Origin of the sequence: Pseudomonas sp. MCal1 (genome assembly GCF_026341415.1) — a bacterium.
GTDB lineage: Bacteria > Pseudomonadota > Gammaproteobacteria > Pseudomonadales > Pseudomonadaceae > Aquipseudomonas.
In genome coordinates this window covers 92708-105718 of sequence record NZ_JAKUMP010000019.1, presented here as the reverse complement: position 1 = coordinate 105718, position 13011 = coordinate 92708, and the positions used below count along the sequence as shown (strand labels likewise).

Sequence of the window (13011 nt, the reverse complement as noted above, 5' to 3'; positions counted from 1 at the left end):
CCATGAAAATCGCATTTATCGGTTTGGGCAACATGGGCGCGCCGATGGCGCGCAACCTGATCAAGGCCGGGCATTCGCTGAATCTGGTGGACCTGAACAAGACCGTGCTGGCGGAACTCGAGCAACTGGGCGGCACCATTCGCGCTTCGGCTCGCGAAGCTGCTGAAGATGCAGAACTGGTGATCACCATGCTGCCCGCTGCGGTGCATGTCCGTAGCGTCTGGCTTGGTGAAGACGGTGTTCTCGCGGGTATCGGCAAAGGCGTGCCGGCAGTGGATTGCAGCACCATCGATCCGCAGACTGCGCGCGATGTGGCGGCCGCGGCTGCCAAACAAGGCGTGGCCATGGCCGATGCACCGGTGTCCGGTGGTACCGGCGGCGCCACGGCGGGGACGCTGACCTTCATGGTCGGCGCCACTGCTGAACTGTTCGCCACCCTGCAACCGGTGCTGGCGCAGATGGGCCGCAACATCGTGCATTGCGGTGAAGTCGGTACCGGCCAGATCGCCAAGATCTGCAACAACCTGTTGCTCGCCATTTCGATGGTCGGCGTCAGCGAAGCGATGGCGCTGGGCGATGCGCTGGGGATCGACACCACGGTGCTCGCCGGAATCATCAACAGCTCGACCGGTCGTTGCTGGAGTTCGGAAATGTACAACCCGTGGCCGGGCATCGTCGAAACGGCGCCGGCCTCGCGCGGCTATACCGGTGGCTTCGGCGCCGAGCTGATGCTCAAGGATCTGGGGCTGGCCACCGAGGCGGCACGTCAGGCCCATCAGCCAGTCATGCTGGGCGCGGTGGCGCAGCAGTTGTATCAGGCGATGAGTCAGCGCGGGGAAGGGGGCAAGGACTTCTCGGCGATCATCAACAGCTATCGCAAGCCGCAGTAATCGTCGTCAGATCCAATGCAGTAGGTGTTGCCGGGAAATCACGTCGGGTGGTTTCCCGGCCTTTTTGTATCAGGCGAACACGAAATATTTGCGCACGGTCTCGACCACTTCCCAAGTGCCTTTCATGCCCGGCTCGACCACGAAGATGTCGCCGGCGCGCAGGTGGATTGGCTCCATGCCGTCCGGGGTAATCACGCAGTAGCCTTCCTGGAAATGGCAGTACTCCCACTTCACGTAATCGACCCGCCACTTGCCCGGCGTGCAGATCCAGGTGCCCATGATCTTGCTGCCGTCTTCGCTGGTGTAGGCGTTGAGGTTGACGGTGTGCGGGTCGCCTTCGAGCTTTTCCCATTTGCAGGCGTCGAGTACGGGCAGCGGGTGGGTGTCGCGCAAAACGGTGATAGGTGCGGTCATTGGTGAGTTCCAGAATGGGCCTTTGTACGGAATCTGCACCCTATAGCGCCGGGTACTTTGCCAATTGTCTGGGCTCGACATTCAGTTGCTCATAAACGCAACAACGATTTGCACTGAACGGTTAATCAATAACCCTTGGAACATTAATCAAAGCAATGTACTGATCTGGAACAAGGGTTATGAACTTATAACAAAATTACTTGCTTTAATTTCGCAGGTGATACGCCAGCGAAGTCATCGCTAAGTTGCTTTCCATAGTTGGGCTGAGCGCGGCGGGGCGCTCCATCCTACCCGGACATTGTTAAGTAAATATGTCGCTCCGACCCATCGTCCGCACCAATCGAGTGCAGCATTTACGGGCGTGTGCATGTCCGTCTCAGATCAAATAAAAAACTTTGAACAGCTCGTTGACTCTCCCCTTAAGGGCAGAGTTTAGATTTCCGCCGCGCGAGAAGTTGCTGTAGGAAAAGTTACTTCTCGTATGCGGAAAATATGAGTCAGCCACGACATATAGGGAGATAGAAATGAACAATCCATTGGACTTGGAACAGGTCATTGGCAGCACCCGCGCCATTCTCGCGCAGTTGCTAGTAATGAGCGCCGATGAAATCGATGAGCACAGCAGCATCGTCGAAGATCTGGGGGCGGATTCGCTGGACATCGTCGACCTCAGCTTCCAGCTGGGCCGCCAGTATGGTTGCACCTTGCCCAAGACCAGCGTGCTGGACCATGCGGTGGCTGTCTGCGGGGATGCCAGTGAGTTTCTGGCCAACGGCCGGATCACTGAAAACGGCAAGGCCCTGCTGGAGCAGAGCCTGAGCGCCTACGCACCGGACCAGCTCAAGGCCGGCATGCAGCCGGCGCAGGTGTTCGCGGCCACCACAGTTCTCAACTGGGCGCAGCAATGTCGCAATCTGTTCAATTACCTGCCATCGAGCTGCCCTGACTGCAACGCCCATCAAGCCGTGCTCAACGAGCGTCAGCAAGTGGTCTGCGGTGCCTGCAGCGCACGCCTGGTGCCGGCCGATGGCGACGAAGTCTCCCGTCAACTGGTCGAGCAGTTTGTGGCCACTCACGTCAAAGAGACGGTGTAGGAGCTCACATGCGGGCACGAGAAGTCTATGTGAGCGGGTTCGGCCTGGTGGCGCCCATGGCGCTGGACGCTGCCACGTTGTTCGAGCGCATCTGCCGGAAACAATCCTGTGTCCGCGAACATCCCCGGTTCCAGGCGTTGGGGTTTCGCAACAGTGCGGCCGGGTTTATCGATGACGTGCAGTGGCAGAAGATCGCGGCTGGATTCGGTGGCAATGCAGCGCTGCACCCACGTCAGAGCGTGCTGGCCGAGTACGTCGCGCGTCAGGCGTTGCAGCACGCCGGTCTGACTCCGGCCGACTTTGCCCACAGCCGCAGCGGCCTGTTCCTGGGGGCCAATAAATACTGTGCCGACAGTCACGATCTGCAGCGGGTCAGTCGATGCATGGATGACGCGGGGCGAGTCGATCTGGATCGCCTGCTCGACCATCCGGCACCGCCGAGCGCTGCGTTCGTGCGTCGGGTTGATCAACAGACCCAGCACCTGGCGGACTGGCTCGGTATACGCGACTGCATCTCGACCCATTCCGACGCTTGTGCCGCCGGCACCATGGCCATCGGCAGCGCCTACCGGGCGATCGAGCGCGGTGAGGTGGATCTGGCGATTTGCGGTGCCGTGGAGCTGATGGCCAACGAGCTGCCTTATTACATGTTCAACAGCCTTGGCGCGCTGTGCCAGGCCGACCTGCCGGCAGGCGAGCAGAGCCGTCCCTTCATGCCGGATCGCAGTGGTTTTGTGCTCAGCGAAGGCGCGGCCCTGGTGATTCTCGAATCCGCCGAGCATGCCCGACGACGCAAGGCCAGGCCATTGGGACGAGTGTTGGGCTACGCCAATGTCTGCGAAGCCCAGAAGATGACCTCCAGCAGCCGGGATGGCAGCAAGTACGAGGAATGCATGGACGCTGCAATCGAAGATGCCGGGCTGCTGCGCAGTGCCGTGCAACACGTCAATACCCACGGGACTTCCACCCAGGCCAACGACAGTTGCGAGGCCCTGGCCCTGCAACGGCTGTTTGGCGAATGTCAGGACTTCATGACCTTCACCGCCAACAAGTCGGCCATGGGTCACTCTCTGGCGGGCAGCGGCGCCATTGAAGCCGTACTGTCGCTGATGACGTTGCGCGACGGTGTGCTGTTGCCGACCTTGAACTATGAGCCTGAGCGCGCCGAGTATCCTTCATTGAAGTTCCTCAGCGAGCCTGTGCGCCAGCCGATCAACGTGGTGATGTCCAACTCCTTCGGATTCGGCGGCGTCAACAGTTCGCTGGTTCTGGGGAGGGCATGACATGAACAGAGCCCTCTACATCAACGCGGCTGCCGTGCTCAATGCCGCCGGCAGCGAATGCGCCGACCTGCTCGCGACACCGCCGGTGCCACAACCGCTGGCCTTCGACCCGCAACGTAACGCCCTGGTGTTGCCCGCGCCGCGCCTGGCCAGCGATCTGTTCGATCGCAAGATCCAACGCAGCGTCGAGCCGCAGGGGCTGCGTCTGCTGCATTGCGCCGCACGCCTGGCGCCCGCGCTGGCGTCGCTGCAACTGCCTGCTGCGCGCATTGCCCTGACCGCCGCCATTCCGGAAGTGGACGCGCCTAGTCCGTGCTGGGATGCAGTGCAGGCGATCCTCGAACAGCCGCACAAACAGCTGTCGCAACTGTTGGCCAACACCCCGCCATTGCATGCGTTGACGCTGCTCAACAGCAGTGTGATGGCTTACGTGGCCGAGGCGCTGAATTGCCATGGTCCGATGGGCGGCTTCTGCTCCCAGGACAATGCCGGGCTCGATGCGTTGATCGAGGCCTGCCAGCAAATTGCCGAACAACACGCCGATGCGGCGCTGGTGGTCAGCAGCAGTCCGAACCTGACACCGGCCCTGTACCTGCGCGAGCCCGCTTTGGCGGACGAGCCGGTTTACGGTGAAGGCGCTGCGGCGCTGTTGCTCAGTTCGACACCGGCGCAGGACGCTACGCAGATCTTGCGTGTCGCCGGGTTTGCCCGAGGTTACAGCGCCGATCCGCAGCGCGCGCTGGCCGTCGGCAAACGCGTGATCGAACGCGCCCTGAGCGAGGAAAAACTGTGTATGGGTGACGTTGCCAAGGTGGTGGCCAATCCCGCCGACCGGCAACTGATGAGCCTGTTTGAATCGACGCCACAACACCTGCGCAATGTCAGTGCAATGACCGGCGAACTGGGCGCCAGCGGATTGCTGACCGAGGTCGCCATGGCTTTGCACCACAGTCGCGGAGCAGGCGCTGTGCCTGGTTACACCTTGCTCGTCAGTCATGGTCGCGCCGGTCACTGGGGCGCATTGCTGTTGGCCAGTGAAACCCTGGAGAAGTACGCATGAGTGCGACACGGATTGTGATCACCGGAATGGGCGCGGTAACCGGATTCGGTTTCGAATGGCAGACCCTCTGGGAAAAAATGCTCGGCGCCGAACACTGCGTGCGCCCCTGGCAGCCGCAAGACCTGCAGGACAATGAGTTTCCGGTTCGCTACGCGGCGCCCGTTGACATGACGTTGTTACCCGGGCATTTGCAGGACCACCCGGCCTGGACGCTGCCCCTGGAAAAACGCAGTCGCTTTGGCTGGGTGGCTGCCACCCAGGCCGTCGCCGACAGCGGGTTGAACCCCGAGCAGTTGCGCGAGGCTGCCGTGCTGTGTGCCTCCGGGGCACCGCAACACATGCTCGCCGACATGCTCCTGACCCAGGCGCCGGACGGCGATGCAGCGGACTGGCGACACCTGATGGCGCGGGCAACAGAAGTCAGCGCCGAGGGTTCCTTGCGTCAGGCCAACGACCGTCTGGCGCGAGTGATTGCCGACGACCTCGGTTGTGAAGGCCCGGTGATCAATATCAGTAGCGCCTGTGCCGGCGCATCCCAGGCGATCGGCAATGCGTTCCAGATGATTCGTCGCGGCGAAGTGAATGTTGCCGTGGCCGGTGGTGCCGACTCGGTGCTCAACCTCGACACCATGGCCGCTTTGTACCTGCTGGGCGCAGCCTCGGGCGAGCAGCGCTGGGGCGCTGATCTGTGCCGGCCGTTCGATCGTGACCGCAGCGGTCTGATCGCCGGCGAAGGCGGCGGGTTTGTCGTATTGGAAAGTCTTGAGCATGCCCTGGCGCGAGGGGCGACCCCGTATGCCGAAGTGCTCGGTTACGGCAGCAGCCTGGATGCCTACAAGGTCACCGCACCGCAGCCAGAGGGCCGGGGCGCCGCGCTGGCAATGCAAGCGGCGCTGGACGATGCGGGGTTGCAGCCGCAGCAGATTGACCTGATCAATGCCCACGGCACCTCGACGCCCCTCAATGATGTTGCCGAGACCCTGGCCATCAAGCAGGTGTTTGCTCAGCACAAGCATTATCAGACGCTGGCGGTCAGTGCCAACAAGTCGCAATTCGGTCACCTGATCGCGGCGGCCGGGGCGCCGGAGTGCATTGTCACTGCGCTGGCCTGTCTGAACGATCTGGTCACACCCACCGTGAACCTGCACGAGGCCGATGAACGCTGTGATCTGGATTATTGCGCCGGTCAGGCCGTCAGCCGTCGTGTCGATTACGCCCTCAGCAACTCCTTTGGCTTCGGCGGCCTGAACACCTCGCTGGCCCTTGGCAAATATCGGGAGCACGGACAATGACTAGCGCTACTGCACGCATTGCCATCGCTGGCAGCGGTTGTGTGTTGCCCACGGGTTGGGGCGTCGAGTGTTTCTGGGCGGCGGCCCGGGAAGGTCGCAGTGCGATCACAGCGCTGCAAACAACGCTGTTTCACAGTGAACGCATCGCCGCATTCGGACAGATCGATGACGCCACGCACCAACGCAGTCGCCAGGACGTTGCGCAAAACCTGCAGCGTTACTGCCCGCCGGCGGTGATCTGGGGCGTCAGCGCAGTGCGTCAGGCGCTGGCCGAGGCCGGCGTCGAACCCGGTCAGGACGGTTTGCGTTATGGCCTCTATTGCTGTCAGGGCGGGTATACCCATCCGTCGGTGGCTTCCTATGGGGAACTGCTTCAGGAGTGCCGCACCGACAGCGCAGCCGACATGAACCGCCTCGCCCGTCAAGTGTTGCAGGAGCGTGCGCTCGATCCGTTTTTGGTGCTCAAGAGTCTGAGTAACGGCTTGCTCGGCGTGGTCAGTCTGGCCTTGAAGCTGGAGTGCGAGTGCAACGCCTATATGCAAGGCGTGGCCGGCAATCTGGCGGCATTGCGTCAGGCGCACAGTGCCTTGCAGAGTGGGTGCATCGACGTGGCCATCGTGGTCGGGGCCGGCAGTGAACTTGACCCGCTGGCGCTGGCCGCGCTCGCCGAGGCCGGTGTGATCGGTACCGACGGTTCCCGGCAGATGCTCGCCTTCGACCGAAAGGGTTCGGGCGGCATTGCCGGCGAAGGCGCCGCTGCGCTGGTGCTGCGGCGGGCCGCGGATCTGCCGCCGGAACCGCAGACCTGCCTGACGGCGCTGTTCGCGCACCCGCGTCTGGACGCTCTGAGCCTGCCGGACAAACAGGTCGATCTGCTGATCAGCAGCGCCACCGGCACTGCGCAACAGGACGCCGATCTGGCCCGCACCCTGGCCCGTACCGGCGCTGCACACATCACCAGCGGCACGGCGCTGACCGGCATCCTCAGCGGTGCGCCGAGCCTGGTCGACCTGATCCTCGCCCGCCAGATGCTGCAGGCCCAAAGCATCGCGCCGATTGCCGGGCTGACGCAGCCGGTGGCTACACATCTGCCGTTTGTGTCGGGCGAACCACGAGATGCCGTTCTGCACGATTGCCTGGTGATCAACCGCGACGACAACGGCTTCAGCGCCTGTTACCAACTCGACTTGCAGGCGGACGACTGACCGCTTCAAGGCAATACATCGCTTCTGAATTTTTACTCAAGGGATATGACTGTCATGGATTACCGCGATTACGTTCGGCCAAAATTCGTTGAACTGATGCAGGCCCTGGGCCTGGAGTGCCAGTTCCATCGGGCGCAGGGCAGCAAACTGTTCTACCGCGACAAGCAGGGTGACGAAGTGACCGTGACCGATTTTCTCGGTGGCTACGGTGCCGCGCTGTACGGTCACAACGATCCGCAATTCGTCGATCAGCTGTGCGGCCTGCTGCGCGCCGATGTGCCGTTCAACGCGCAAATGTCGGTGCGTGGCGCGGCGGGGCAGTTGGGGCGCGAACTCAGCGAAGCGTTCAACCGTGAGCTGAACAACACCGAGCGCTACATTTCCACGTTCTCCAACAGTGGCGCCGAGTCGGTGGAAATCGCCGTCAAGCATGCCGAGTACCGTCGTCAGAAAAACCTGCAGAAGCAGTTCGACGAACATGATTTCGAACTGGCGAATCTGGTGGCCAGTGACAAGGCCTATGTCGAGTTGGAAATCGACGATCTCGATCTGCCGGCCGGTCTGTTGCCGCCGCACCTGACCAGCGTGACCGTGCGTCAGGTGGCCGAGGCGGTGCGTCAGCACAACCTCGCGCTACTGCATGTCGAGCCGGTCTTCCTCGCGGTGCGAGGCAGCTTCCACGGCAAACTGGTGAACACCGTTCAACTGACTTACGGCAAGCAATACCGCAAGCCGTTTGCCCGTTTCGGGCTCAACGTCGAATTCATCGACCCGGATCAACCGCAGCAGTTGCAAGAGCTGCCGGCCCGCCATCAGCATCACTGGCTGAGTCTGGCGTGGAGTGGCGAAACCCTGCACGTGCGCCGTGAAGCGTTCAGCGCAATCACTGCCGTGCTGCTGGAGCCGATTCAAGGCGAGGGCGGGATCAACGAGTTTGCCAAAGAGTTCTACCTGGGCCTGCGTCGTCTGTGCAACGAGCAGCAATGCCCGCTGGTCATCGACGAAGTGCAGTCGGGTTTCGGCCGCACCGGCACCTTGCTCGGCGCCACCCATTTCAACCTGCAGGGCGACTACTACTGCCTGTCCAAGGCACTGGGCGGCGGCTTGATGAAAATCGCCGCCACCGTGATTCGCGCCAGTCATTACGAAAACGATTTCAGCTACATCCACAGCTCGACCTTCGCTGAAGACGATGCGTCGTGCCACATCGCGCTGTCGGCCCTGCGCCGCTTGTTCGAGAACGACAGTGCCATGCTCAAGGATGTGAGCAAGAAGGGCGAGTACCTCAAGACTTCGCTGCTGGAGCTCAAGGCGGCCTATCCGGACGTGATCGCCGATGTGCGCGGACGCGGCCTGCTGCTGGGCTTCGAACTGCATGACCTGACCGGTACCAGTTCGCTGGTCCAGGCGTCGGCGCAGTACAACGAAGCGCTGGGCTACATCATTGCCGGCTATCTGTTGCAGTTCGAGTCGTTGCGTGTGGCGCCGTCGGGCAGCAACGCCAATGTGATTCGCCTGGAACCCCCGGTGTGCATCACCTTCCAGGAAATCGATGGCCTGATCGCTTCGCTGCAAAAAGTCTGCGACATGCTGCGTCGCCGCGATGCCTTCCCGCTGGCCGCCGGTGTGTGTGCCGACAGCATTGCCCAGGTTCCGGCGCGCGATGTCAGCTTCACGGAGACCGAAAGCCTCCCAAAGCCTGACGAGAACGTGCGCGTGGTAGCACGCGTGGCGTTCATCAACCACCTGATCGATGCGGACATGCTCAGTGATGTCGACCCATCGCTGTCGACCCTGAGCCCGGAGCAGAAGCGCGAGTTCATCAAACGCATGGCCCCCGAGCGCCGCGCGGCGCCTATCGGCCCGGTGCAGATCCGCTCGAAACTCGGCACGGCGGTGGAGTTCACCCTCTATCCGCTGTGCATGGATTCCGATGCGATGGCGGCTTACATCGCCAGCGGCGATCTGGAAACCATCCGCGAGGAAGTCGGCAATCGCATCAAGGATGCCCGCGCCGACGGCTATGGCGTGGCCGGCCTGGGCATGTACACCTCGATCGTCACCAACAACTGTCAGGCGCTGAAAATCCCTGACATGGCGCTGACCTCGGGCAACGCGCTGACCATCGGCATGGGCCTGGAAGCGATCGAGCAGGGCTGCAAACAGCAAGGTCTGGAACTGAGCCGGCAGACCGCTGCGGTGGTCGGTGCTGCCGGCAACATTGCTTCGACCTACGCTTCGCTGTTGTCGACCCGTGTCGAGCACCTGATCCTGATCGGCAGTGGTCGCGACGGCTCGCTGCGACGCCTGGAGAAAACCGCTCAGCAGATTTACGCCGAAGCCGCCCGGGCCATTCTCAAGGGGGTTGCCGAGCATGATCGTCTCGCCAGTCGCCTGCAGCAGCTGCGGGGTATCGACGCCCTGCTGCAAGCCCATGGCAACAGTGCCGATCTCGGGCAGCGTGTGGCGCAACTGGTCGATGAGCAACTGGGAAGCGACGCGTTCATCACCGTCAGCAACGACCTGGATACCTTGAAGCAAGCGCGCATCGTGCTGTGTGCGGCAAATGCACCGCAGGCGTTTCTCGGTGCCGGACACTTTGCCGAGAACAGCGTGATCTGCGACATCGCCGTACCGCTGAACGTGGACCAGAACCTCGCCGGTCAGCGCTCCGACGTGCTGTACATGCACGGCGGGATTGTCCAGACGCCGCTGGGCGATGGCCTGGCTCCCAACGTTCGCGCCTACCTCAAGCAAGGTCAGTTGTATGCCTGCATGGCGGAGTCGGTACTGATGGGGCTGTCGGGCATGAAACAGCACTACTCCTACGGCGACATCAGCCGTGAGCAAGTGCAGCAGATCCGTGCACTGGCCGCCACCCACGGGTTCAGCCTCGCGCAGTTCAAAACCGATAACTCGCTGTAAGGAACGGTCATGCCGAACAAAGTAGCAGTAGTGACCGGCGGCAGCCGTGGCATCGGCCGCGCCATCGTCCTGGCGCTGGCAGGTGCCGGTTATCAAGTGGCGTTCAGTTATGTGCGTGATGAAGTAGCGGCGATGGCCTTGCGTGATGAAGTGCAGGCGTCGGGCGTGGATTGCCTGGCGCTGCAATGCGACATCAGCCGTGGCGACAGCATCGCGTCATTTTTCGAACGGGTCGAGGCGCATTTCCAGCGCGTCGATCTGCTGGTCAACAACGCCGGCATTACCCGTGACGGCTTGCTGGCGACGATGCCGGCGAGCGACATCCTGGAGGTGATCCAGACCAACCTGGTCGGGACCTTGCTCTGCTGTCAGCAGGTGCTGCCGGGCATGCTGCGCCAGCGCAGTGGCTGCATCGTCAATATCAGTTCGGTCGCCGCGCAAAAGCCCGGCAAGGGCCAGAGCAACTATGCCGCGGCCAAGGGCGGGGTCGAGGCCATGACCCGTGCGCTGGCGGTCGAGCTGGCGCCGCGCAATATCCGGGTCAATGCGGTGGCGCCGGGGATCGTCAAGACCGAGATGAGCACCGCACTGATCGGCAGTCAGGAGGAGCAGATCCAGTCGCGGTTGCTGATCAAGCGTTACGCCGAACCCGAGGAAATTGCCGAGGCGGTGCTGTACCTCGCTGACCGTGGCCTGTACCTGACCGGGGAGGTCCTGCCGGTGAACGGCGGGTTGAAAATGCCATGAGCCGCACCATTCTGATTACCGGTGCAGCCAAAGGCATCGGGCGCGCGGTGGCCGAGGACTTCGCGGCCAATGGCGACAATCACCTGATCCTGCTGGACCTGGACTTGCCGCAGTTGCAGGGCTGGGTCGACGAGCAGCAGGAGCGGATCAAGGCGCGGGTCGAGACCCACGCGGCGAACATCGCCGACCTGCCTGCCATGGAAGCGTTTTTCAAGCAGCTCGGCGCCCGGATCAAGCAGGTCGACGTGCTGGTCAACAGTGCCGGTATCTGCAATGAAAACGAGCCCGAAGATCTGCACAACTGGCACAAGGTGATTTCGGTCAACCTCAACGGTACGTTTTACGTGACCTCGCTGTGCCTGGCGCTGATGCCGGATCGGGGACGGATCATCAACATGTCGTCGATCCTCGGCCGGGCCGGCAAGGTGCGCAACACTGCGTACTGCGCTTCCAAGCACGGCATCGTCGGCATGACCAAGGCTCTGGCACTGGACCTGGCGTCGCGGCAGATCACGGTCAACGCGATTCTGCCGGCCTGGATCGATACGCCGATGCTCCAGGGCGAACTTGCGACGCAAGCGGCGATCGCCGGTCTGACCCAGGAACAGATCGTGCGCAACGCGAAGAAAAAACTGCCGATGCGCCGCTTCATCCAGAGCGAAGAAGTGGCGGCAATGGTGCGTTACCTGGCCAGTCCTGAAGCCGGCGGGGTCACGGCCCAGAGCCTGGTGATCGATGGCGGCGTCGGGTTGGGAATGTAGCGATGCCAGGATCTATCAACCGCATCGCCTGGGCGATGTGGGCGTGCGTGGCCGCTCCGGCGGCTGTCGCGGCCCTGGAAGTCGACGATCTCAAGCCCGATTACGCCGACGCCGAAATCGGCGTGGCCACGGCACTGCGCCTGCACGGTGACGATCAGGTCACACAGAAGGCCGTGTATTTCAAAGCCAACCTGGAGGACAACTGGGACGGCGGTTATTACAAGGCCAAGGGTCGCGTACGGTATGACGCCCGCTACGACGGCAGCAACCCGTACAGCGAACGCGCCCGGGAAAAGTACCGCTTCGATGCTGACTGGCGGCATCTATATGTCGGTCATGCGCTGGGCGACGGTGAAGTGACGGTCGGCTGGCAGCAGGTGGTCTGGGGGCGTGCGGATGAGCTGCGTGTGCTGGACCAGATCAACCCGCTGGACTATCGCGATGGCCTGACCCCGTTGCTCGAAGACAGCCGCATCGCCGTGCCGATGGTGCGCGTGACGCAGCCTGTGGGCGAGTGGGAGCTGGAAGCGCTGTGGATCACCGACTTCGTCAAGAACCGGCCGCCGGTGGCGGGCAGCGAGTTCGCCGCGCCGCTGTTCGCGGCGCCCGATCCGGAGTATTTCCTGCTTGATTCCAAACCCGGTTATGACGGTGACAAGGGCTATGCCTATGGTCTGAGCGCCAATGGCCGGATCGGGGCGGTGGACACCAGTTTTGTGGCGCTGAGCGCACGTCAGCAGGACCCGGTGTATGCCGTCGAAGGCCTGGCCGATGACGGTCGTACGCTTCTTGAACGCCAGTTTCCCCGTTACACCATGGGCGGAGCAGGTCTGGCGATCGACGCCGGCCACAGCATCGTGGTGCGCAGTGAGATTGCCTGGTTCGACAATTGGCGCGTGACCAATCCGACCCGCGCCTACGGTGCCGACAGCACGTCGATGGTCAAGTCGCTGTTGGGCGTCGACTATCTGTGGCGCGACTGGCTGATTTCGGCGCAATGGCAGGAACAGGTGTTGCTCGACTGGCAGGACGGGATGCTGCAGGACAAGCGCGAGCCGCTGTTCACCCTCTCGGCCGAGGGCACTCACTGGCAGGACCGGCTCAAGAGCCGACTGGTGGCCGCGGCCTCGCCGCCGCTCAAGGACAACGCTTTGCTGCAGGGCATCTTCACCTACAAACCGGTGGACTACATCAAGCTGGGACTGGAAGTGGACGTGTTCTTCGGCAAACCCGACAGGGCCTTCGGCGAGTACAGCAAGCGCGATCAAGTGCGCCTGTCCGCCGGCTATCTGTTTTAACCCCGTGACGCCTGCCTGCCACCGATGGCGCAGGCCCGCATG

The 13011-nt window shown here is 62.5% G+C and carries 11 protein-coding genes; 10 read left to right on the top strand and 1 reads right to left on the bottom strand.

Annotation, left to right across the window (positions count from 1 at the left end; all coding sequences use genetic code 11):
• Positions 1-2 precede the first annotated feature (2 nt).
• Positions 3-890 carry a 3-hydroxyisobutyrate dehydrogenase gene (gene mmsB / locus MKZ87_RS26685; RefSeq protein WP_085702396.1) on the top strand — a complete coding sequence of 296 codons (888 nt, stop codon included), beginning with the start codon at positions 3-5 and terminating at the stop codon, positions 888-890.
• Positions 891-959: 69 nt separating this feature from the next.
• Here mmsB and MKZ87_RS26680 read toward each other — a convergent pair whose 3' ends face one another.
• Positions 960-1304 (bottom strand): cupin domain-containing protein, encoded by a 345-nt coding sequence (locus tag MKZ87_RS26680; RefSeq protein ID WP_039592382.1) that lies wholly within the window; start codon positions 1302-1304, stop codon positions 960-962.
• A 524-nt stretch (positions 1305-1828) separates the two neighbouring features.
• Here MKZ87_RS26680 and MKZ87_RS26675 point away from each other — a divergent pair.
• The 9 genes from MKZ87_RS26675 to MKZ87_RS26635 are packed head-to-tail and all read left to right on the top strand — an operon-like array spanning position 1829 to position 12969.
• A complete protein-coding gene (locus tag MKZ87_RS26675; RefSeq protein ID WP_064382630.1) occupies positions 1829-2398 on the top strand; it encodes an acyl carrier protein in 570 nt (189 codons plus the stop codon).
• A gap of 8 nt (positions 2399-2406) precedes the next feature.
• Positions 2407-3681: a beta-ketoacyl-[acyl-carrier-protein] synthase family protein gene (locus MKZ87_RS26670; RefSeq protein WP_085702397.1), complete on the top strand. Its 1275-nt coding sequence runs from the start codon at positions 2407-2409 to the stop codon at positions 3679-3681.
• 1 nt (position 3682) lies between these two features.
• Entirely contained in the window at positions 3683-4741 is a 1059-nt protein-coding gene (locus tag MKZ87_RS26665) for a beta-ketoacyl synthase (RefSeq protein ID WP_085702398.1), read from the top strand.
• Positions 4738-6033 (top strand): beta-ketoacyl-[acyl-carrier-protein] synthase family protein, encoded by a 1296-nt coding sequence (locus tag MKZ87_RS26660; RefSeq protein ID WP_227234384.1) that lies wholly within the window; start codon positions 4738-4740, stop codon positions 6031-6033. The genes MKZ87_RS26665 and MKZ87_RS26660 overlap by 4 nt, the downstream gene beginning before the upstream one ends.
• Positions 6030-7238: a beta-ketoacyl synthase N-terminal-like domain-containing protein gene (locus tag MKZ87_RS26655; RefSeq protein ID WP_266202156.1), complete on the top strand. Its 1209-nt coding sequence runs from the start codon at positions 6030-6032 to the stop codon at positions 7236-7238. Before MKZ87_RS26660 ends, MKZ87_RS26655 begins: the two co-directional genes overlap by 4 nt.
• A gap of 54 nt (positions 7239-7292) precedes the next feature.
• On the top strand, positions 7293-10163 hold the full coding sequence (locus MKZ87_RS26650) for an aminotransferase class III-fold pyridoxal phosphate-dependent enzyme (protein ID WP_266202155.1): 2871 nt from the start codon (positions 7293-7295) through the stop codon (positions 10161-10163).
• Between the two features lie 9 nt (positions 10164-10172).
• Positions 10173-10910, top strand: a complete 738-nt coding sequence (locus MKZ87_RS26645; RefSeq protein WP_085685527.1) for a 3-oxoacyl-ACP reductase family protein — start codon at positions 10173-10175, stop codon at positions 10908-10910.
• Entirely contained in the window at positions 10907-11671 is a 765-nt protein-coding gene (locus MKZ87_RS26640) for an SDR family NAD(P)-dependent oxidoreductase (RefSeq protein WP_085701344.1), read from the top strand. The genes MKZ87_RS26645 and MKZ87_RS26640 overlap by 4 nt, the downstream gene beginning before the upstream one ends.
• Before the next feature lie 2 nt (positions 11672-11673).
• Entirely contained in the window at positions 11674-12969 is a 1296-nt protein-coding gene (locus MKZ87_RS26635; protein WP_416383558.1) for a DUF1302 family protein, read from the top strand.
• Positions 12970-13011: the final 42 nt, after the last annotated feature.